The sequence below is a fragment of the Hoeflea sp. BAL378 genome (assembly GCF_000759435.1).
Taxonomy (GTDB): Bacteria; Pseudomonadota; Alphaproteobacteria; order Rhizobiales; family Rhizobiaceae; genus Hoeflea.
This window is the reverse complement of record NZ_JRJG01000016.1, coordinates 88840-110543: the sequence shown is the minus strand read 5'-3', so window position 1 is coordinate 110543 and position 21704 is coordinate 88840. Positions and strand designations below refer to the sequence as shown.

The window sequence follows — 21704 nt, the reverse complement described above, 5'->3', positions numbered from 1 at the left end:
TCCAACAGAGTTGAGAGCGATGTTTCGAATGCGCTGGCGCATGGTGGAGCATAACGCGATCTGGCTGCTTCTCGGCTCCGGCGCCCTGGCGGCGGCAATGTTCGTGCCGGCGTTCCGCGATCCCGAGAACCTCGCCAATGTGATGCGGCAGGCCGCCGTCCTGGGCGTTCTGGCGATCGGCCAGACCTTCGTCATCACGGCCGGGATGATCGATCTCAGTATTGGCCAGATCGCAGGACTGGTGGTGGTGCTGAGTTCCGCGATGATAAATGGCGACACGGCGATGACGCTTCCGGTGGTGGTGCTGATGCTATGTGTCGGCGCAGGCATCGGCCTCGTCAATGGCATCCTGCTCAACACGCTGCGGCTGCATCCGCTGATCCTGACCCTGGGCATGATGTCGGTGATCCAGGGGGCGATTTTCACCTATACCGACCGGAGCATCGGCCGCACCTCCGAGCTTCTGACGACGCTTGCCAATGGAAGCTTCCTCGGGATACCCCTGTCGGCCATCGCGGTGGCCTTGCTGGTGGGCGCCGGTCACCTGGCGCTGACCCGGACGCGCTTCGGCTATCACCTGGTCGCGGCGGGCGGAAGCCCGGAAAGCGCGCGCCGGGCGGGCATCAGCCTTTCGCGCATCCGCCTGGCCGTCTTTGTGATTTCCGGGGTCACCGCCGCGCTGGCCGGGCTGTTGCTGGCAGGCCGGCTAGGCACCGGATACCCGCTGGCGGGCAACGGGCTGGAACTCGACGCGATCGTCGCCGTGGTGCTCGGCGGCACGGCGCTGTCGGGCGGACGGGGCAGCGTGATCCGATCGATCGGCGGGGTGCTGCTGCTTGCCTGCATTTCCAACCTGCTCAACCTGCTCGAAGTGTCGGCCTACCTGCAGATGTTCATCAAGGGCCTGATCGTGATCCTGGCCATTTTGATCAATCAACCGCGAAAGGGCGAGGCATGACCGGGTCTCGAATTGCGGGAGCGCTCTCGGAGCTTCGGCTCGACCGGCATGCGGTGTTCCTCGTGCTGATCGCCATCTATCTGGCAGCGCTCACGGTCTCCCCGGCTTTCGCCGATCCGGCCTATCTCTTCAACATTATCCGCCAAGTCACGCCCGTCGGCATCGCCGCCATCGGCGTCACTCTGGTCATGGTGCTGGGGGGCGTCGACCTCTCGATCGGCGCGGTCATCTCGCTGACCGCCGTCCTGTGCGCCTCGGTCATGGGCGGCGATGCCGCCAACCTGCCGCTGGCTGTCGGGGCGGCCTGTGCGGCCGGTCTGCTGGTGGGCCTCGCAAACGGCGTGCTGATCGCCTTCAGCCGGGTGTCTCCCTTCATCCTCACCCTGGGGATGGGGGTCGCGGTCATGGGCTTGACCCAACTCTACACCGGGGGCACCGCCAAGGGCATCGTATCGCCGGGCTTCCGCGAATTCTTCAACTTCCGCCTGGCCGGATCGGTGCCTGTTCTGACGCTGGCCCTGCTGGTCTTGGTCTGCGTGGGTCTGGCCATAGAAAAGACCACCGTCTTCGGGCGCCGGCTGTTCCTGATCGGCTCCAATCGGCGCACTGCGGTGCTCTCCGGTCTGCCGGTCCGCGCCGTCACCGTTGCGGCCTACATGCTGTCCGGCCTGTTCGGTGCGCTGGCGGGGATCGCCCTGCTGGCGCGATCGGGGGTCTCCGGCACCTCGGCCGGGCAGGGGCTGGAGTTCCAGGTGTTGGCCGCAGTGGTTCTGGGCGGCACGACCTTCGAGGGAGGCCGCGGCGGCATCGCCGGAACGCTGGCCGGCGTCTTTGTCCTCGTCATCGCCTTCAATCTCGTCAATATCGGCGGGCTGCCCTACCACATGCAACTCGTCTTCATGGGACTGATCATCATTCTCGCCTCGGCGCTCTACGGGCGTCTGAGCGAGCGCAATGGCTGAACATAACAAAGAAAGGGAATGAAATGACCATAACAAGACGCCTTGTCCTCGCACTTGCGGGCATCTCCGCTGCCGCACTCATGACCACCCCGGTCTTCGCTGACCAGGCTGCCGACGCCGCCAGGACTGCCAGCGCGGCCGAGATGGTCGACACCGCCTCATTCAAGAAGGAGGGCCCGCTGAAGGTCGGAGTCTCGGCCGGCTATCTGGCCAATTCCTGGGTCGTGTTCGCTCTACAGCACATGCGCTGGGAAGCTTCCCTCCATCCGGAGGTCCAAGACCTGATCGTCACCGACGCGTCATTCAATCCGGCCAAGCAGGTGTCCGACATCGAGGATCTGCTGCGCCAGGACATTGATCTCCTCATCTACTGGCCGGTCGATGATGCCTCCGTCGAGGATGTGCTCAAGCGCGCGGTGGAGGCCGGTGTTCCCACGGTGCAGGCGGGCGGCGGCTTCAGCGTCTCTGAGGGCACGGTCGCCAATGCCTATATCAGCCAGTACAAGCTGGGCGAGATGGTGGCGCGGCAACTGATGGAAGATATCGGCGGCAAGGGGAAGATCGTCGCCATGCTGCCCATCGCCGGCACCACGGCCGCCGTCGAACAGCTCGATGCGCTTGAAGCCGTGCTCGCGGAGTTTCCCGAGGTCGAACTGTTGAGCGTGGAGTATGGCGACTGGAACCGCGCCAAGGCCAAGCAGATCACCGAGAACCTGCTGCAGCGCTTCCCGTCCATCACCGGCGTCTATTCGCCGGCGGGGCAGATGTCTCTCGGCATGGCCGAGGCCTTTGACGAGGCCGGCCGGTCCGCCGAGGTCACCTTCTCGCCCGGCGACGAATACAATGGCTGGCTGAAATGGGTGGCCGCCAACGGGCAGGGCGGCGCGGTCACCTTTCCCACGCGCGCGGGACAGGTTGCCTTGCAGGTCGGTCTCGAGATCCTGAAGGGCAACCCGGTGCCGCGCGGCACTGCGGTCCCGTCGGAATATGTCGCGTCCGCCGATATCGGCAGCCTGGTGAGCCCCGATGCGCCGGACGACTGGTGGGCGAGCGACCTACCCGACGCGTTTCTGCCCCAGCAATAAGAAGGACGCCGCCATGCCCCTGATCGAGGTGTCGAACCTCTCCAAGCGGTATTCCGGCGTGGCGGCGCTCCGGGATGTGACGTTCTCCGCCGAGTCCGGCGAGATCCATGCGATTATCGGCGCCAATGGCGCCGGTAAGTCGACTCTCATGAACCTGCTCTCCGGCGTCACGCAGCCAAGTGGCGGCACCATCTCCCTGGACGGGAAGGCGGTGCGGTTTTCCAGTCCCCAGGCGGCGCAGGCGGCGGGCATCGCGACGGTCTATCAGGAGTTCAGCCTGGTGCCGCAATTGTCGGTCGCCCGCAACATCTTCCTCGGTCGGGAGCCGCGCTCCCGTTTCGGCCTGTTGGATCGCGCGCGGCTTGCGGCCGACACGCGCGACCTGCTCGAGAGATATTCGATCGCGCTCGATCCTGCCCAGGAGGTCGGCAGCCTGAGCGTGGCGGAGCAGCAGATGGTCGAGATTGCGCGGGCGCTGACCTATGCGTCGCGTGTCCTCATCCTGGACGAACCCACCGCTGTTCTTTCGCTGACCGAACAGGAAAATCTCTTCTCCATCATGCGACGGCTGCGCGACAGCGGCCTCCTCATCCTGTTCGTCTCGCACCGCCTTGAAGAGGTGAGACGCATCTCCGATCGCATGACCGTATTCCGCGACGGCCGCAACATGGACACCCGGCCCACGCCGGGCATGACGATCGCCGACGTCGTCCAGCTCATGATCGGGCGCACGCAGTCCGTGCCACCGGCGCCGCACCTCGTCCCCCCTGACGCCGAGCGCTACACCATCGACTACGCCACCGGCCAGGGCGTGCAGCGCATCGACATCCGGCGGGGAGAAATCCTCGGGATCGCCGGCCTCGTCGGGGCCGGACGGACCACGTTCGCCCGGGCGCTGGCCGGCAACCCCGTTCCCGGCGCCAGCGTAGTCGCACAGGTCAACGGCGCGGCCCTGGCCCTTGGCACGCCGCAGGAGGCCATCCGTTCGGGCATCGTCTATCTCACCGAGGACAGAAAGCGCGATGGCATCTTCGCCGGCCTCGACCTGGTCGCGAACACCACTGCATCGGCCTTGTCGGACCTCGCCTGGCGCGGAATCCGTAATCGCCGTACCGAACGAGTTCGTTCGCGCGCCATGCTCGAACGTCTGCAACTCGTGGCCGCCAGCCTGGATCTGCCGATCGGCAAGCTCTCCGGCGGCAACCAGCAGAAGGTGGTGCTGGCGCGTGCCTTGCTAACCCGGCCGCAATTACTGATCTGCGACGAGCCCACGCGCGGCGTCGATGTGGGCGCAAAGGCGGAGATTTACGATCTCTTGTGCGGCATAGCGGCGGAGGGCGCCGCGATCCTAGTGATTTCCTCAGAAACCGAGGAACTGCTGGCGCTCAGCCATCGAATCCTGACCATGCACAACCGGCGCTTCGTGGCCGAAATGCCGGTCGACCAGGCCAATGAAAACGACATCCTCTTGGCAGCATCCGGCGGCACGCCGGCAAAGGAGTTCTCATGACTGCATCCCCATCCCGGACCCCGCGCGTGGCCGTCGCCCAGTTCCATTGCGTCCCCGACAATGTGGCGCGCAATCTCACGCGTATTGAGGGGCTGATCAGCGCCTCGGCCGCCGACGGAGCCGATCTCGTCATCCTGCACGAAACCGCGACGACCGGCTACTTCATCGCCGACAAGCTCGACCGTCTGGCCGAGACCGAAGATGGTCCCTCCGCCACGGCCATTGCCGGCTTTGCGAGGGCGAACGCGATCCATGTCGCCATCGGCATGGCCCTTGGCGAGGGGGATAAGGTCTACGATGCCCAGTTGCTGTTGGGGTCGGACGGAACTCGGCTCGCCACCTACAAGAAGGTGCATCTGTTTTCCGCCGAACGCGACTGGTATGCTTGTGGAGAGGAACCGATGGTCATCGACACCAGCATCGGCCGCATCGGCATGAGCATCTGCTATGACCTGATGTTCCCCGAATATATTCGCAAGCTGGCGGACATGGGCGCGGACCTGGTGATCAACAGCACCAACTGGATCTCCGATCATTTCCAGCGCGAGACCTGGGGCTGGACCGGATCCGCGGTTGAATCGCTCGCCCGCACCAGGGCGCTGGAAAACGGCGTGTGGCTTGCGATGGCAAACGCCATCGGCCCCGAACAGGGGTTCGAGTCGCTCGGCCATTCCTGCGTGGTTGCCCCGTCGGGCAAGCTGCTTGCGTCGGCGGGCATGGCGCAAGGCATCGCGGCGGCGACACTGGACTACGACAGCACCGATCTCACCCGCTGGCGCGCCATCGCAACCTACCGGTCGGACCGGCGGCCTGAAGTCTACTGAGGCCGGCGGCTACCTGGAATGCGATTTTTAGCTGGCAATTGCGCCTTGCTAAATACATTGAAAACGACGACCTGGTGGTCGAGGTCGATGCCATAAAGTATCAATGCATGCCTACTACGGGTCGAGATTGTGGGGGGTCAAAGTCCAATAACGGTCATGATACTCATTCCTTACGCCGCCAGTAGGCGCATACAATACTTTGTTTTCATACGTCTGCAAAACTCGGAATTTCTCTTTCAATTTCTCATCATAATTATAGATACTCTGGCTGACACTTTCACGCCCTTCGTTCTTGTGTGTTACCGTCTCGACCGACTTTCCGTCGACGAAACCCAGGGTCGTCCAATCATCCATGTGTGTGGTGAATGCCCTGCGGTGGTCATGAGTACCCTTGAAAGTGGTCGGCAATGGCCCACCCTTTTTGCGCGCTTCAATGATGGCATTTTTGATGGCTGAATAGCTGAGATGACCGTGCGAGCGGTCAGTGGATTTTCCCTTGTCTGGACGAAGCGGCGGGAAAAGGTGGACGTTCTCGTCGACGATCAGTTCTTCATCCGTCAGCATCTCATGGACGGTGTAGCTGGCAACGTCAGGCAGGGGCAGCAGACGATAGGCCCCCTGCTTGTCAGGGCCGAGCGCCCAAACATAGCGCCACGGTCGCCCTGGCGTCCTCACGAACTCACTCTTGTGTGCGCTTACGACTGTCTCGATGCGCTGACCGGTCAGAAGCTGCAAGCGGATCGCATTCACGATGCTGGGATGGCATTCGTAATTTGCCGTGAGCCACTTGAATGCGAAATTGTGCAGCTCCAACGGGCTGGCAAGGATGGGCGTGAAGGTGGCTTTAGCTCGGGTATCTGCAGCGTCCTTCTTCGGTCGCTTGGGTACAGGCACCATCAGGGAAACGTTCATCACCAACTGCGAATTTTTAAAGACTTCTGGAGAAGTCGCCCACTTAAAGCAACTCCGGATTGTGGCATGGGTCAGCCTCATCTGATTCCAGTGTGAGCCTTTTCCTTTGGCTTTCCCGCGGTCTTGGATCGACAAAAGCACGGCGGAGATATCGCTTGGGGTGATGGACTTGATCGGCATGCCGCACAGGTTTTTGAAATCTCCAGCGATGACGCCTTCCTCGTACGCCCCGATTGCCTTGCGGTATCCGTCATAGGTCGCTTTGCTGAGTGTATCCTTGGCGTACTCGAGATACCGATCCCGCATCGTCTCCCACGTCCACTCGCCAGCCGCGACGCCTGCACGCTCGACGGACTTCTGGATGTCTACTCCGCCCGACTCGATGAATGCCTTCACGAGGATTTTGGGATCGCGATCCTCGGCCACTTCAATCTTCAAGCGCTTCACAAGAGTACGGAGCTTTGCCAGTTCATCCACTTCGATTGTGCCGAGGCGGCAGAGGCTCAGCTTACCATCCCGCTTTGCCCATAACCATTGGCATGCGCCATCGCGCACACGGAGCATAAGCCCAGGCGTGTCCTGGTCGCGGTACTCAGCGGTCTCGCGCCGTTTGGCTGCGGCTCGAGCCAGATTGAGTGTGTGACCGTCTACGGTTAGCTTGACCATCCAGTGTTCCCTTGACATCGATCAGGGTCACAATAGGGTCACATGACAGAATAGCAATCCACGATCAAACGAATCCCAGAATGAGCCACCCTTTAACGCACAGACCCATAAAAATTATTTAATTCAACGTCTTGACCATACAATGCCGTACTAAAGTTAGTTATCTGATAACCGAGAAATACCCCAGCAAGGGCAGGGCCGCTGACTCTTAATCAGCGGGTCCACGGTTCGAGCCCGTGCGCGCCCACCATCTTTTTTCAAAGGCTTGTGACCTGATCGCTCCGCGCGTTCGCCCCTGCGGCGGCGGCGCTTGGGCGTCGCAGGCCGGCGCGGCCGGGACGGTTACGGCGATTTCGCCGGCGTGAAGCCCAGATGGATGTCGGCGGAAAACACGGTGCCTGCGTCGAACGTGTAGGCATAGGTTCCTTCGAGCTGCATCACCATGCCCCTGATGATCCGCGCGCCCATCCCGGTGGGTGCGGTCGCGGCGTCGAAGCCGGGGCCGTTGTCGGCGATGACGAGGCGGGCGGTGTCGTCGGTCAGGCGCTTGAGGCTGATCGACAGCGTCGCGTCCTTCCGGCCGAACGCCGCGTGCTTGAGGGCGTTGGTCACCACCTCGTTGATCAGCAGCGCCAGCGGCGTCGCCCGTTCGTGGCTGACGGTGACCGGATCGATGTCGAGGGTCCGCGCCGCCTTGGAGCCATAGGCCCTGAACAGCGATTCGGTGATCGAGGTGATGAAGGCGGGCGCATCGAGCGCCGCATAGGCGTCGTGGTTGTACATGTGCTCGTGCACGGTGGCCATGGCGTTGAAGCGAAGCTGGATGTCGGTCTTCACGTCTTCGGGCAGGTTCTGCATGCGCACCAGCGACTGCATCGACTGCATGTTGTTCTTGACCCGGTGGTGGATCTCGCGAAACAGCATCGTGTTGGTTGACAGCGCCGATTTCAGTTCCTCGTGGCGGCGGCCATCGCGCTGCAGCAGCCTGATGATCCAGACCGCGCTCAGCGCCAGGGCGAGAATCGTCGGAATGATGATCGCCAGGAAGGTGCGGACGCCACGCCAGAACCGGCCCATTGTTTCGGCGGTACCCACCGACGCCAGGGCGATGAGGTCCGTGCCCGGCACGGTCCGGTAGCCGACCACCCGTTGCACGCCGTCGGCGGGCGAGGTGTTGGTGTAGACGCCGGAGTCGGCCTGCGGCAGAAGCTCGGTGAACAGCTTGTAGTTGCTCAGATCCAGCGGCCCCTCCGCCGGAGGGTGGCGGGCGACCAGCATCCCGTCGGAGCGCAGGATGCTGATGGCCGATCCCGATCCGAGGTCGAGCGAGGCGAACAGTTCATCCAGAAGGTCGACGCCGAACGAAATCACCGCCACGCCGAGGAACTCGCCATTGCGCTCGAGCCGCCGGCTGAAGGTGAAGATCTGGCTGCCGTCCAAACGGCTGATCAGCAGCGAGGAGGTGTAGAAGTGCTGGCCCGAGGCCGGGACCGAGAAGTAGTCCCGGTCGCGGATGTCGATGTCCTTGAACGCGGCATCGGTGGTGTAGAGCGTCTCCCCGTCGGCGCGGATGATGTAGGCCTTGGCGCTGGCGGGCAGTCCCTCGAGCGCGTCGCGAACGCTCAACAGCGTCGAAGCGTCATTGGGCAGGGCGTTGCGCCCGAGCGCCGAATCCATCCGCCGCAGCGCCTGGGCCGCAACCTCGACGATCCATCCCGTGTTGATCTGCACCGCCTTGGCGGCCGCGATCGCGGAGGCCTCGGTCCGCTTGCCGGCCTCGTTGATGCCCTGATAGATCAGCGAGCCGACGATGGCCGAATACACGAGCAGCGTCACGATGATGAATGCAATCGCCGCTTTCGATGAACTGGCAATGGCTTTGCTGACCATTGGGCATCCTTGTCTAAGCCAGGAACTGATCCATAGCGGGAATGGTTCTGATATGCCAGAGTGGTTCGGCCCCGCCGGCATGACTGTCCCGGTTTTAAGTCACCGCGCGTTTCGGACCGGTTAACCCGGGGCCGGGAAAGGGCGAATCGCCGGCCGGGATGGCGGCCGCGGGATTAACCACACCCCTCCATCGCTCATTGACCCGGGCCGTCTCTGACGCCAAACATGGGCCAGGGGAATCATCTTCGGGACAGGCCATGAGCGCGGATTTCAACGATCGTGACGAAACGCCGGACCGCCGCGCGCTGGTCTGGCTCTACCCGGTTCTGGCCGGCTTTGTCGCGATCCTGGCGGTGTTGCAGATGCTGCCGCTGGTCCTGCCGATCGGGCCGATGTACTGGGACGTGCTGATCTATTACGACGCCATCGGCCGCATCGCGGAGGGCCAGTGGCCGGCGATCGATTTCTTCGTGCCCGTAGGGCCGCTCGAATATTTCCTGGCGGCTTTCTCCAACTGGCTGTTTCCCGATGCGCAGCCGGTGCTGATGACCCAGTGGATCTGGCTGCCGGTGACGGTGCCGGTGATGGCGCTGATCCTGTGGGACACGGCGCGCCGCGGCCCGCGGGTGGCGCTGTGGCTGCTGGTGCCGTTCCTTCTCTACACGGCGCTGCCGTTCAACGTGATCGATTTCTATCCCTATCCGGGAACCGACGCCTTCGGCATCTACAACCGCCACGGCGCTATCCTGATCTACCTGGTGGCCGCGACCGTGCTGTTCGTGCGCGGCCCGGTGATCCAGACCCTCTGCCTGAGCCTGCTCCTGCTGGCGCTGGCCTTCTGCAAGATCACCGCCTTCATCGCCGCGGGCCCGATCCTGCTGTTCGGGCTGATGCTGGGCCGCATCTCGCTTGGCGCCGCGCTCGCGACAGCGCTGATCTGCATCGGCGTCACCGGATTGGTCGAACTGTCGACGGGGCTGGTCATGGCCTATGTGCAGGACATAATCCTGCTCGCCTCGCAGAACACCGGCGCCATCCTGCCGCGCTTCCTGACGGCGGCGTCGCAGCATTTCAACGTGCTCGGCGCCGGCGGGATCCTCGCCATCGTGCTGCTGATGGCGGCGCTGTCCGGACACGAGGCCGCGGAAGGGCGGGCGTCCGGCAACCGGCTCGCCCGGGCGATCGACGCGCCATGGTTCTGGGTCGGCCTGCTGCTCGTCTGCGGGCTGTTCTTCGAGACGCAGAATACCGGCGGCCAGGCGTTCCTTCTGGTCTGGCCGGCGCTCTTGATGATCCTGATGCGGCCGCTTGGCCTCTATGGCCGCTTCGGGCCGCTGATCCTGGTGCTGATCGGCTTCACCGCGCTGCCCAATGTCTCCACCATGATGCACAAGGCAGCGCGCATGGCGGCGGTGGCGCCGGGCTATGTCGAGCTCGATGCGCCGGACCTCGGGCCGATCGGCCGGGTTTCGGCCAAGGACGTGTTCGTCGAGCAGGCGGAGCGGATGCGCGGCATCTACATCTCGCACCGGCCGACCTTCGAGGCGATCGCCGAGACCGAGGCCCTGCCGTCCTTCATCATGTTCTCCGAGCCCGACTACCAGTATCTGCTGCTCAAGGAAATGCAGGACGCCACCGTGGCGATCAGGGCGCTGGAGGCCAGGACCGGACGGACCTTCGAGCGGGTGTTCAACCTCGATTTCGCCAATCCGTTTCCCTACATCCTCGGCATCAAGGGCGCCGAGCGCGTCGCCATCGGCGCCGACCCGAGCCGCGCCTTGCCCGAGCTCGACGCCGAGACGCGGCAGGCCGTCGCCCGGACCGATCTGGTGCTGGCGCCCGTCTGTCCGTTCCATCATGCGCGCAAGCAGTTGTTCGAGCACTATAAATCGGCGCTCGGCGGCCATGAGAAGATCACGCTCACGCCCTGTTTCGACGCCTATGTGCTGCCGCCCGCGCCCTGAGGCGGAATGTCCGCGGCAATCCGGTGGACGCGGGCATTTGCCATCTTGACGGTCGCAGCGCAGCACAGGACAGTGGCGGCCTGAAGCCAATCCAAACGTCCGGAGTATGTGATGGTCATCGATCCGCCCTATCTGATTTTCCTTGGCGATGTGCCCGACTCGCTGGCCGCAAAGACCGGCCTGGGGATCGTCGACTGGCGGCCGGAATGGTGCATCGGCCAGCTCCGTCTCGAAGGCTGCCAGGCGGATGCGGGCATTCCCGATCTCAGCATCGACGAGGCGGCTGCCAAGGGTGTCAAGACCATGGTGGTGGGCGCCGCCAATGCCGGCGGGGTGCTGCCGGCGCACTGGATTGCCTCGATCGTGGCGGCGCTCGACGCCGGGCTTTCGGTCGCCACCGGGCTGCATGTCCGCCTCGCGTCGATCCCCGAGATCCGCGACGCCGCCGCACGGAGCGGGGCGAAGCTGCATGACGTCCGCTTCTCCGACCAGCGCTTCGACACCGGCAAGGGCACCAAACGCCCGGGCCTGCGTTGCCTGACGGTCGGCACCGACTGTTCGGTGGGCAAGAAATACACGGCACTCGCGCTCGAGCGCGAGATGCGGGCGCGGGGCTGGGACGCCGATTTCCGCGCCACCGGCCAGACCGGCGTGTTCATCTCCGGCCGGGGCGCCGCGATCGACGCGGTGGCGGCGGATTTCATTTCCGGCGCCGTCGAATGGATCGCGCCGGCGGCCGAGCCCGGCCACTGGGACCTGGTCGAGGGCCAGGGCTCGCTGTTCCACCCGAGCTTCGCCGGCGTCTCGCTCGGCCTGCTGCACGGCGCCCAGGCCGATGCCTTCGTCGTCTGCCACGAGCCGACGCGGACGACGATGCGCGGAGTCAAGCATCCGCTGCCGAGCATCCGCGAGGTCATCGACATGACCATTGCCTGCGGACGGCTCACCAATCCCGCCATCACCTGCACCGGCGTCTCGGTCAACACCCAGAAGCTCGGCGAAGCCGAAGCCAAGGCCCTGCTAGAAGGGCTGGAAGCGGAGTACGGCGTGCCCGCCACCGACCCGATCCGCTTCGGCGTCTCCGCGCTGGTCGACCGGCTGGAGACAATCCGCCCGAAGGCGTGACTATTCCTAAAGTAGGACTTGCAACGGGGAGAAAGACGCATAAAGTAAACGAGCGTTCATTTAATTGATGGACCGAAACGGAGACCGGCTGCTGAGAGGACAGGAGCCGGGACATCCGGGAAAAGTGCCGGAAGAACCGGCGCGATACGGCCGGGGAACGGCCAACTGCGTGGAGGGAGACCACGCGTCCGGACATTGAGGGATGTGCGGACAGGGAGGAGAGTGGAGGGAATGGAAGCCACAGGCGTCACCGCCGGCGGCAAGCCGGTTACGTTTCCGCAATATCTGCTTTTGAACGCCAAGCGCTTCGCGACGCGGCCGGCGATGCGGTTCAAGGACTACGGCATCTGGCAGAGCTGGAGCTGGTCCGAGCAGCGCGACGAGATCCGCGACCTGGCGCTCGGGCTCAAGGCCATGGGCCTGTCGGAGGGCGACCGGATCGCCATCGTCGGCTCCAACCGGCCGCGGCTCTACTGGGCCTTCTGCGCGGCGCAGTCGCTCAAGGCCATCCCGGTTCCGGTCTATGCCGACTCGGTGGCCGAGGAGATGGCGCATGTGCTCAACAATGCCGGCGTCCGCTTCGCCATCGTCCAGGACCAGGAACAGGTCGACAAGCTGCAGTCGATGGCGGCCGAAATCCCGCAACTGACCGACATCATCTTCGACGAGCCCCGGGGCCTGCGCGACTACGAGCGCACCCATCTTCACGATTTCGCCGCCGTCCAGGAGATCGGCCGCGAGGCGGCGCGGAGCAACCCGTCGGCCGTCGCCGACTGGGAAGCGACAATCCGCGCCTCCGACGGCAGCGAGATCTCGACCATCCTCTACACCTCGGGCACCACCGGCCGCTCCAAGGGCGTGATGCTGACGGCGCGGGCCTCGACCAAGGCCGCCGAGGACACCGCCCGCTTCGACAACATGAGCGAGTTCGACGAGGTGCTCGCCTATCTGCCGCTGGCTTGGGTTGGTGACCATTATCTCAATTACGCGCAGGGCTATGTGGTGGGCCTGTGCATGAGCTGCCCGGAAAGCCCGGAGACGGTGGCGCAGAACCTGCGCGAGATCGGGCCGAGCTTCTATTTCGCCCCGCCCAGGGTGTTCGAGGGCCTGCTCACCAGCGTGATGATCCGCATGGAGGATGCAAGCCGCTGGAAGAAATGGCTGTTCCACCATTATCTCGGCGTGGCCAAGGCCCATGGCGAGAAGATCCTCGAGGGACGGCCGGTGCCGCTGTCGGGCCGGATCTCCTACTGGATCGGCGACAAGCTGATCTACGGACCGCTGCGCAACGTGCTCGGCTTCACCCGCATCCGCACCGCCTATACCGCGGGCGAGGCGATCGGGCCGGACCTGTTCTCGTTCTTCCGCTCGCTCGGCATCAACCTCAAGCAGCTCTACGGCCAGACCGAGGCGTTCCTCTATGTCACCTGCCAGAAGGACGGCGACGTGCGCCCCGACACGGTGGGCAAGGCCGCGCCCGATGTCGACATCCGCATCACCGAGAGCGGCGAGGTGCAGTTCCGCTCGCCCGGCATGTTCGCGGGCTATTACGGCGACGCGGAGAAGACCCGCGAGACCATGACCGAGGACGGCTGGGTGATGACCGGCGACGCCGGCATCTTCGACGCCCAGGGCCATCTCAAGATCATCGACCGGGCCAAGGATGTCGGCCGGCTCACCTCGGGCGCGCTCTACGCGCCCAAATATATCGAGAACAAGCTCAAGTTCTTCCCCAACATCAAGGAGGCGGTGGCCTTCGGCGACGGGCGCGATTTTGTGGGCGTGTTCCTGAACATCGACCTCACCGCGGTCGGCAACTGGGCCGAGCGCAACAACATCTCCTATGCCTCCTACCAGGAGCTCGCGGGCCTGCCGCAGGTCTACGACATGATGGCTGGCCATATCGACCAGGTGAACCGGGATCTCGCCGCCGAGCCGATGATGGCCGGCGCGCAGATCCGGCGTTTCCTGGTGCTGCACAAGGAACTCGACGCCGACGACGGCGAGCTGACCCGCACCCAGAAGGTGCGCCGCGGCTTCATCGCCGAGCGCTTCGGGCCGCTGATCGACGCGCTCTACAACGGCGCCGCCGAGCAGTTCATCGAGACCGACATGACCTTCGAGGACGGCCGCAAGGGCGTGATCCGCGCCACCGTCAAGCTCAGGGACGCGAAGGTCTATCCCGCCGCCGCACCGGTGCAGGAGGCCGCCGAATGAACGTCCGCGTCAAGCATGTCGAACTGCACGCCGGCGAGGACGGGCTCAATCCCGGCGACGTCATGCTCAAGCTCGAGAACGTCTCGCTGGCGTTTGGCGGGGTGAAGGCGATCACCGACATTTCCTTCGACATTCTGAAGGGGGAAATCCGCGCCATCATCGGCCCGAACGGCGCCGGCAAGACCTCGATGCTCAACGTCATCAACGGCTTCTATCATCCCCAGCAGGGGGTAATCACCTTCCGCGGCCAGGCCCGCTCGCGCATGCAGCCCTACGAGGCGGCGGCGTCGGGCATCGCCCGCACCTTCCAGAACGTGGCGCTGTTCAAGGGCATGTCGACGCTCGACAACATCATGTCGGGGCGGACGCTGAAGATGCACCGGAACTTCTTCTGGCAGGTGCTCAACATCGGCCCGGCGCGCAACGAGGAGATCGAGCACCGGCTCAAGGTCGAGGAGATCATCGATTTCCTGGAGATCCAGCACATCCGCAAGACGCCGGTGGGCAAGCTGCCCTACGGGCTGCAGAAGCGCGTCGAACTCGGCAGGGCGCTGGCGATGGAGCCGGACCTGCTTCTCCTCGACGAGCCGATGGCCGGGATGAACCTCGAGGAGAAGGAGGACATGAGCCGCTTCATCCTCGACGTGAACAGCCAGATGGGCACGACGATTGCGCTGATCGAGCACGACATGGGCGTGGTGATGGATATTTCCGACCGGGTGGTGGTGCTCGACTACGGGCGCAAGATCGGCGACGGCACGCCCGATGAGGTGAAGAACAACCAGGACGTCATCGACGCCTATCTGGGAGTGTCGCACTGATGGACGTTCTCTATTCCGTACTGGTCGATCCCTTTGTGCAGATGGCCGAGATGCCGGACTTCTTGCTGCAGGTGCTGTGGGAAGGCTTTGTCGCCGGCGTGCTCTATGCGCTGATCGCCCTCGGCTTCGTGCTGATCTACAAGGCTTCGGGCGTGTTCAACTTCGCGCAAGGCATCATGGTGGTGTTCGCGGGGCTCACGCTGGTGGGCCTGCACGAAAAGGGGGTGCCGGCCTATCTGGCGCTGATCCTGACCATCGGCGTGATGGGGCTGCTGGCGCTCGCCGTCGAGCGCTTCGTGATGCGGCCGCTGGTCAACCAGCCCGACATCATCCTTCTGATGTCCACCATCGGGCTCACCTATTTCCTGGTCGGCTTCGGCGAGTTCGTCTTCGGCGGCGAGCCCAAGCAGATGATCACCGAGGAACTGGGGCTGCCGACCGGGTCGTCGGCCTTCGAGATCGGCGACGGCGGGCTGCTGATTCTCCAGCACATCGACATCGCCGCCGCCGTGATCGCGCTCATCATGGTGGGCGTGCTGGCGGTGTTCTTCAACAAGACCCGCATCGGCCGGGCGCTCAGGGCGGTGGCGGACGACCACCAGGCGGCGCTGTCGGTGGGGATCTCGCTCAACCAGATCTGGGCCATCGTCTGGTTCGCCGCCGGAATCGTGGCGCTGACGACGGGGATCATGTGGGGCGCGCGCTCGGACGTGTCGTTTGCGCTCGAGATCATCGCCTTCAAGGCGCTGCCCGTTCTCATCCTCGGCGGCTTCACCTCGATCCCCGGCGCCATCGTCGGCGGCCTGATCATCGGCGTGGGCGAAAAGATCGGTGAAATTTACTGGGGTCCGCTGGTCGGCGGCGGAATTGAAAGCTGGCTCGCCTACATGATTGCCCTTATCTTCCTCCTGTTCAGGCCGCAGGGCCTGTTCGGAGAACGCATTATCGAAAGGGTATAGTGATGCACAAGAGCCGACTTTCCGCCATCGTCATCGACGTCCATGCAGGCCATATCGAGCAGGCCGCCGGCTTCTGGTCGCAGCTCCTGGGCGAGCCCTCGCAGGTGGACGGAGATGGCCAGCGGGCCACGATCCTCGCCGCTGACAAGGGTGTTACACTGGTCATCGAGGCGGTCGCCGACGAGGCCCGGATCCATTTCGACATCGAGACCAACGACCTAGCCGCCGAAATCCACCGCATCGAGGCGCTGGGCGGCCGCAAGATCACTGTGGTCGACCATTCGGTGATCATGGAAGCGCCGACCGGCCACCGGTTCCGCCTGACCGGCCCGAGTTCGCATCAACTGCCGTCGGGCGGCAAAGTCTGGGGTGAGGATTAATGCTCTATCGCGAATCGGGACAGTACAAGACCAGCTACATCGCCGACCAGGCGATCTTCCCGATCCGCGAGGACCGCATCGGGATGGCCATCATCGGGGCGATCGCCCTTGCCATTCCGTTTTTCGCGAGCGACTTCTTTCTCAACGCCATCATGACGCCGTTCCTGATCCTGGCGCTGGCGGCGATCGGGCTCAACATCCTGACCGGCTATGCCGGGCAGTTGTCGCTGGGCTCAGGCGCCTTCATGGGCGTGGGCGCCTATAGCTGCTACAAGCTCACCTCGATCTTCCCGGATGTGAACATCATCATCCTGGTGATGATCTCCGGGCTGTTCTCTGCCGGCATCGGCGTGATCTTCGGGCTGCCGTCGCTCAGGATCAAGGGCCTCTACCTGGCGGTGACGACGCTTGCGGCGCAGTTCTTCCTCGAATGGTGCTTCATCCGCATTCCCTGGCTCTACAACTACAATGCCTCGGGCGCGATCGAGGTGCCCGAGCGGCGCGGCTTCGGCGACATCATCCTGACCGGCCCGTCGGCCCCGGCGATGACCCAGTATTTCGTGGTCCTCGGCATCGTCGTGGTGGTCACGCTCGCGGTCAAGAACATCGTGCGCGGGCGCATCGGCCGGCAGTGGATGATGATCCGCGACATGGACATCGCCGCCGAGCTGATGGGCGTCAGGCCGCTCACCGCCAAGCTCTCGGCCTTCGCGGTGTCGTCCTATCTGTGCGGCGTCGCCGGCGCCATGTTCATCTTCTTCTATCTGGGCGCGGCCGAACCCTCTGCGTTCTCGATCACGCTGTCGTTCCAGATCCTGTTCATGGTCATTCTCGGCGGGCTCGGCAGCCTGGTCGGCTCGTTCTTCGGCGCGGCCTTCATCTGGGGCCTGCCGATCGTGCTGCGCGCCGGTTTTCCGGCGCTGGGGATCGGCATCGGCGCCGAGACCGTGTTTCACATCGCCACCATGATCGTGGGGGCGCTGATCATCGTCTTTCTCATTGTCGAGCCGCACGGGCTCGCGCGCCTGTGGTCGCTCGGCAAGGAGAAACTGCGCGTCTGGCCGTTTCCTTACGGCTGAAGGGATGGTGCCTGGCGGGCCGCTTGAGGAGGCGGCGCGCAAGGGATCTATAAGCGGCATCGTCCGGGCACGGGACCCGTCCGGACCACACTGTCGGGAGGAACCGGGTCCCCGGACTGGCGCGGATTTCGCGCCCAATGGGAGGAATACCATGCGACTGAAACGTCTGATTGCCGGGACCATACTGGCCGGCACCCTGGCGGGCGCAGCGCTGCCGGCTTTTGCCGAGGAGCTCTTCGTGCCGCTGTTCAGCTACCGCACCGGCCCCTATGCCGGGTCGGGCATCCCGATCGCCAACGGCATGCATGACTATCTGACCATGCTCAACGAGCGTGACGGCGGCATCAACGGCGTCAAGCTCCGGATCGAGGAATGCGAAACCGGCTACGACACCCAGAAGGGCGTGGAGTGCTACGAGCAGGTCAAGGGCGACGGCGCGCTGGTCATCAGCCCCTATTCGACCGGCATCACGCTGCAGGTGATCCCCAAGGCGTCGGTCGACAAGATCCCGGTTCTGTCGATGGCCTACGGACTTTCGGCTGCGGCGGTGGGCGACACCTTCCCGTGGGTGTTCAATCCGCCGGACACCTATTGGGACGGCGCCTCGGCGATCATCACCGACATCGCCAGCCGCGAGGGCGGCAAGGAGAACCTGAAGGGCAAGAAGATCGGCTACATCTTCCTCGACGCCGGCTACGGCCGTGAGGCGATCCCGCTGCTCGAGCAGATGTCGAGCGACATGGGCTTCGAACTGCTGCAGTACCCGGTTCCCGGCAAGGAAATGCAGAACCAGTCGTCGCAGTGGCTCAACATCCGCCGCGACAAGCCCGACTACATGATCATGTGGGGCTGGGGCGCGATGAACCCGACCGCCGTCAAGGAAGCCACCAAGATCCGCTATCCCATGGACAAGTTCTATGGCGTGTGGTGGTCGGGCGGCAATGACGACGCGGCCGCCGGCGGCGAAGACGCCAAGGGCTACCGCACGCTCAACTTCCACGGCGTCGGCGCCGACTATCCGGTCATCGCCGACATCAAGAAGCATGTCGTGGATGCCGGCAAGAGCCAGGTCGACCCGGCCAAGTTCGCCGACAACCTCTACAACCGCGGCGTCTACAACTCGATGCTGATCGCCGAAGGCATCCGCAGGGCGCAGGAGCTCTCGGGCAAGACGGTGATCGACGCCACCGACATGCGCAACGGGCTCGAAAACCTCGACATCACCGAGGAACGGCTCAAGGAAATGGGCATGGAGGGCTTCGCCCTGCCGATGAAGCTGTCGTGCTCGGACCATTCCGGCCACCACAAGGTCTATGTGGTGGAATGGGACGGCAAGGACTGGAAGAAGGCCGGCGACTGGTTCTCCCCGGACGTCGAGATGGTGAGGCCGCTCCTGGAGAAGGCCGCCGCGGAATATGTGGCGAGCAACGCCCCGTGGCCCGAGCGGACCGAAGCCTGCATGAGCAACTGACGGCGTGACCAACGCCGCCGCGCGGGGGACCTGCCCCGCGCGGCGGACTGCCGCCCCGGGAGCCCGGGGCCAATTCCGACCGGAGAGGGTCCAGACCATGTCCGCTACGGCATCCACCGATGCGCCGACGCCGCCCACCATCCTGGCGGTCAACAATATCGAGGTGATCTACGATCACGTCATCCTGGTGCTCAAGGGCGTGTCGCTGACGGTGCCGGAGGGCGGCATCGTCGCGCTGCTCGGCGCCAATGGCGCGGGCAAGTCCACCACCCTGAAGGCGATCTCCAACCTGTTGCGCTCCGAGCGCGGCGAGGTCACCAAGGGATCGATCGAATTCGAAGGCGCCCGCATCGAGGCGCAGACCGCCAACGAGCTGGTCAGGCGCGGCTGCATCCAGGTGATGGAGGGCCGGCACTGCTTCGGCCATCTCACCGTCGAGGAGAACCTGCTCACCGGCGCCTTCACCCGCCGCGACGGCAATGCGGCGATCAAGCGCGACATCGAGATGGTCTACGACTATTTCCCGCGGCTGAGGGAGCGGCGCACGAGCCAGGCCGGCTACACCTCGGGCGGCGAACAGCAGATGACGGCGATCGGCCGGGCGCTGATGAGCCGGCCGAAGATGATCCTGCTCGACGAGCCGTCGATGGGGCTCGCACCGCAATTGCAGGAGGAGATCTTCGAGATCATCAAGAAGCTCAACGAGCAGGAGGGCGTCTCCTTCCTGCTGGCCGAGCAGAACACCAACATCGCGCTGAGATATGCCACCTATGGCTATATCCTCGAATCGGGCCGCATCGTCATGGACGGGGTGGCGAAGGATCTGCGCGAGAACGAGGACGTCAAGGAATTCTATCTCGGCGTGGGCGGCGAGGGGCGGCGCTCGTTCAAGAACGTCAAGCACTACAAGCGCCGCAAGCGCTGGCTGGCCTGATTCCCGGCGAGAGGCGAGCCCCGGCGCGGTGGCCTGCGAGGGTCTTGCCTGACAGGGCGGAAGGCTGTAGAAATAAACGAACGTTCATTTAATTCAATTGTGTGAGCCATGGCGCGACGGACGGGATCATCAGGGGCGGAAACGGCGGAAAAGCTGCGCAATGCCGCCCTCGAACTGTTCGCGCGCTCGGGCTACGCGGCGGTGTCGATGCGGGCGATCGCCGCGGAGACCGGCGTCCAGGCGGGCGCGATCTACAATCATTTCCCCACCAAGCAGCATCTGTTGCACGAGCTTCTGGTGGTGCACATGGAAACCCTGCTCAAGGCCTGGGCGGAGGCCGAGCAGCCGGGCCTGTCCGCGCCCGCAGCACTCGAGCATTTCGTCCGCTTCCACATCCGCTATCACCTCGACCGGTCGCGCGAGGTGTTCATCTCCTACATGGAGCTCAGAAGCCTCGAGGACGAGAATTTCAGCGTCATCGAGCGCCTGCGCCGCAGCTACGAGAAAGTGCCCTACGCCATCCTCGACCGCGGCGCCGCCGACGGCTCGTTCGAGATCCTCGACCCCCAGGTCACCACCATGGCGATCATCGCCATGCTCACCGGCATGACCACCTGGTACCGCGAGAACGGGCGGCTGTCGCTCGACGAGATCGAGGCGGTCTATGTCCGCCTGGTCAAGCGCCTGGTGGGGCAGAAGAAGGAAGACTGAGATGTTCACGACAGGCATGAATTTCGGCCACGGCGAAGAGATCGATGCGCTCAGGGACATGGTCGCCCGCTTCGCCCGCGACCGCATCGCCCCGGTGGCCGCAGAGACCGACCGGGAGAACCAGTTCCCGATGCATCTGTGGCAGGAGATGGGCGCGCTCGGCCTGCTCGGCATGACGGCCGACCCGGACTTCGGCGGCACCGGCATGAGCTATCTTGCGCATGTGGTGGCGATGGAGGAGATCAGCCGCGCCTCGGCCTCGGTCGGCCTGTCCTACGGCGCGCATTCCAATCTCTGCGTCAACCAGATCAACCGCTGGGGCTCCGAGGCGCAGAAGCGGCGTTACCTGCCCAAACTCTGTTCGGGCGAAAATGTCGGCGCGCTGGCGATGAGCGAGCCGGGCGCGGGCTCAGACGTGGTCTCGATGAAGCTCAGGGCCGAGAAGCGCAACGACCGCTACGTGCTCAACGGCAACAAGATGTGGATCACCAACGGGCCAGACGCCGACACGCTGGTGGTCTATGCCAAGACCGATCCGGAGGCCAAGTCGCGCGGCATCACCGCCTTCCTGATCGAGAAGGGCATGGCCGGGTTCTCGACCGCGCAGAAGCTCGACAAGATCGGCATGCGTGGCTCCAACACCTGCGAACTGGTGTTCGAGAACTGCGAGGTGCCCTTCGACAACGTGCTGGGCGAGGAAGGCCAGGGCGCGAAAATCCTGATGTCGGGCCTCGACTACGAGCGGGTGGTGCTCGCCGGCGGGCCGCTCGGCATCATGGCCGCGGCGATGGATGTGGTGGTGCCCTATTGCCACGAGCGCAGGCAGTTCGGCGAGCCGATCGGCAATTTCCAGCTCATGCAGGGCAAGCTCGCCGACATGTACACGACGATGAACGCCTGCCGCGCCTATGTCTATGCCGTGGCGCAGGCCTGCGACCGCGGCGAGACCACCCGCAAGGACGCGGCCGGCTGCATCCTCTATGCGGCCGAAAAGGCGACGCAGGTGGCGCTCGAGGCGATCCAGGCGCTGGGCGGCAACGGCTATATCAACGACTATCCCACCGGCAGGCTCTTGCGCGACGCCAAGCTCTACGAGATCGGCGCAGGAACCAGCGAGATCCGGCGGATGTTGATCGGACGGGAGATGATGGCGGAGACGACATAACGTTATGGCGGCTTGAAATTATGTAAAATCCGCTTATTTTATGTTTTTCGTTGAGAAACGTAAAGGAGACT

At 64.2% G+C, this 21704-nt stretch carries 18 protein-coding genes; 16 read left to right on the top strand and 2 right to left on the bottom strand.

The genetic code is table 11. The annotated features are described in order from the left end of the window. Window positions 1-40: 40 nt before the first annotated feature. Genes LL06_RS05570 through LL06_RS05550 form a run of 5 tightly spaced genes read left to right on the top strand, consistent with a single transcriptional unit; the run spans window position 41 to window position 5339 of the window. Entirely contained in the window at window positions 41-958 is a 918-nt protein-coding gene (locus LL06_RS05570) for an ABC transporter permease (RefSeq protein ID WP_161784935.1), read from the top strand. Continuing rightward, window positions 955-1920, top strand: coding sequence for an ABC transporter permease (locus tag LL06_RS05565; RefSeq protein ID WP_081963675.1), 966 nt, complete (start codon window positions 955-957; stop codon window positions 1918-1920). Before LL06_RS05570 ends, LL06_RS05565 begins: the two co-directional genes overlap by 4 nt. A gap of 23 nt (window positions 1921-1943) precedes the next feature. Beyond that, window positions 1944-3005, top strand: coding sequence for a substrate-binding domain-containing protein (locus LL06_RS05560; protein WP_081963674.1), 1062 nt, complete (start codon window positions 1944-1946; stop codon window positions 3003-3005). A gap of 13 nt (window positions 3006-3018) precedes the next feature. Next, window positions 3019-4515, top strand: coding sequence for a sugar ABC transporter ATP-binding protein (locus LL06_RS05555; RefSeq protein ID WP_035523342.1), 1497 nt, complete (start codon window positions 3019-3021; stop codon window positions 4513-4515). After that, a complete protein-coding gene (locus LL06_RS05550; RefSeq protein ID WP_081963672.1) occupies window positions 4512-5339 on the top strand; it encodes a carbon-nitrogen hydrolase family protein in 828 nt (275 codons plus the stop codon). The genes LL06_RS05555 and LL06_RS05550 overlap by 4 nt, the downstream gene beginning before the upstream one ends. 114 nt (window positions 5340-5453) lie before the next feature. Here LL06_RS05550 and LL06_RS05545 read toward each other — a convergent pair whose 3' ends face one another. Both LL06_RS05545 and LL06_RS05540 read right to left on the bottom strand, forming a co-directional pair. After that, window positions 5454-6917: a hypothetical protein gene (locus LL06_RS05545; protein ID WP_035523339.1), complete on the bottom strand. Its 1464-nt coding sequence runs from the start codon at window positions 6915-6917 to the stop codon at window positions 5454-5456. Window positions 6918-7259: 342 nt separating this feature from the next. Continuing rightward, window positions 7260-8807 (bottom strand): cache domain-containing protein, encoded by a 1548-nt coding sequence (locus tag LL06_RS05540; RefSeq protein ID WP_035523335.1) that lies wholly within the window; start codon window positions 8805-8807, stop codon window positions 7260-7262. Window positions 8808-9064: 257 nt separating this feature from the next. Here LL06_RS05540 and LL06_RS05535 point away from each other — a divergent pair, with 257 nt between their 5' ends. The 11 genes from LL06_RS05535 (at window position 9065) to LL06_RS05485 (ending at window position 21633) form a co-directional block, all read left to right on the top strand. After that, a complete protein-coding gene (locus LL06_RS05535) occupies window positions 9065-10771 on the top strand; it encodes a hypothetical protein (RefSeq protein ID WP_052161235.1) in 1707 nt (568 codons plus the stop codon). A 111-nt stretch (window positions 10772-10882) separates the two neighbouring features. Further along, window positions 10883-11896 (top strand): N-acetyltransferase DgcN, encoded by a 1014-nt coding sequence (dgcN, locus tag LL06_RS05530; protein WP_035523332.1) that lies wholly within the window; start codon window positions 10883-10885, stop codon window positions 11894-11896. 231 nt (window positions 11897-12127) lie between these two features. Further along, on the top strand, window positions 12128-14113 hold the full coding sequence (locus LL06_RS05525; protein ID WP_035523330.1) for an AMP-binding protein: 1986 nt from the start codon (window positions 12128-12130) through the stop codon (window positions 14111-14113). Next, window positions 14110-14934, top strand: coding sequence for an ABC transporter ATP-binding protein (locus LL06_RS05520; protein WP_035523327.1), 825 nt, complete (start codon window positions 14110-14112; stop codon window positions 14932-14934). Before LL06_RS05525 ends, LL06_RS05520 begins: the two co-directional genes overlap by 4 nt. Then, entirely contained in the window at window positions 14934-15893 is a 960-nt protein-coding gene (locus LL06_RS05515; protein ID WP_035523324.1) for a branched-chain amino acid ABC transporter permease, read from the top strand. The genes LL06_RS05520 and LL06_RS05515 overlap by 1 nt, the downstream gene beginning before the upstream one ends. Window positions 15894-15895: 2 nt before the next feature. Next, window positions 15896-16273, top strand: coding sequence for a VOC family protein (locus LL06_RS05510; protein ID WP_052161234.1), 378 nt, complete (start codon window positions 15896-15898; stop codon window positions 16271-16273). Continuing rightward, on the top strand, window positions 16273-17352 hold the full coding sequence (locus LL06_RS05505; protein WP_035523321.1) for a branched-chain amino acid ABC transporter permease: 1080 nt from the start codon (window positions 16273-16275) through the stop codon (window positions 17350-17352). The genes LL06_RS05510 and LL06_RS05505 overlap by 1 nt, the downstream gene beginning before the upstream one ends. Window positions 17353-17503: 151 nt before the next feature. After that, on the top strand, window positions 17504-18823 hold the full coding sequence (locus tag LL06_RS05500; protein ID WP_035523318.1) for an ABC transporter substrate-binding protein: 1320 nt from the start codon (window positions 17504-17506) through the stop codon (window positions 18821-18823). 97 nt (window positions 18824-18920) lie between these two features. Next, window positions 18921-19757, top strand: a complete 837-nt coding sequence (locus tag LL06_RS05495; protein ID WP_035523315.1) for an ABC transporter ATP-binding protein — start codon at window positions 18921-18923, stop codon at window positions 19755-19757. 108 nt (window positions 19758-19865) lie between these two features. Continuing rightward, window positions 19866-20468 carry a TetR/AcrR family transcriptional regulator gene (locus LL06_RS05490; protein ID WP_035523312.1) on the top strand — a complete coding sequence of 201 codons (603 nt, stop codon included), beginning with the start codon at window positions 19866-19868 and terminating at the stop codon, window positions 20466-20468. A 1-nt stretch (window position 20469) separates the two neighbouring features. Next, on the top strand, window positions 20470-21633 hold the full coding sequence (locus LL06_RS05485) for an isovaleryl-CoA dehydrogenase (RefSeq protein ID WP_035523308.1): 1164 nt from the start codon (window positions 20470-20472) through the stop codon (window positions 21631-21633). The last annotated feature ends 71 nt before the right edge of the window (window positions 21634-21704 follow it).